Source organism: Pseudoalteromonas sp. S3178 (assembly GCF_005886985.1).
GTDB lineage: Bacteria > Pseudomonadota > Gammaproteobacteria > Enterobacterales > Alteromonadaceae > Pseudoalteromonas > Pseudoalteromonas carrageenovora.
Genome location: NZ_PNCW01000567.1, coordinates 1 through 432 on the forward strand (window position 1 = coordinate 1; position 432 = coordinate 432).

Below are 432 nucleotides of genomic sequence, written 5' to 3' on the forward strand. Positions count from 1 at the left end.
TGGTCATTTTATTAATTGCGGCGGCTGGCTTTACGTTCACTAAAATTGGTACCGAGTTTGTCACAGAACTTGAAGAAGGCACCATCAACTTAAGGGTAACGCTGGCACCTTCCGCCAGTCTTGAAACCGCGCTTAATGTTGCGCCTGAGCTGGAAAAAATGCTGCTCACTTTTCCTGAAGTAAACTACGCGCTGAGCAGAATTGGTCGAGCGGAGATCGGTGGTGATCCTGAACCGGTAAATAACATTGAAATCTATATTGGCCTTGCGCCAGTAGCACAGTGGCAAAGCGCAAATAATCGCTACGAATTACAAGCCTTGATGGAACAAAAGCTATCGACTTATCCTGGCTTACTGTTTAATTTTTCACAGCCTATTGCGACGCGTGTCGATGAATTACTCTCAGGCGTTAAGGCGCAATTGGCGATTAAGT

The 432-nt window shown here is 45.8% G+C and carries 1 protein-coding gene; it reads left to right on the forward strand.

Annotation, left to right across the window (positions count from 1 at the left end; translation table 11 throughout):
- Positions 1 to 432 (forward strand): efflux RND transporter permease subunit (locus CWC11_RS22245; protein ID WP_138684273.1); only part of this gene is annotated, 432 nt, incomplete at both ends.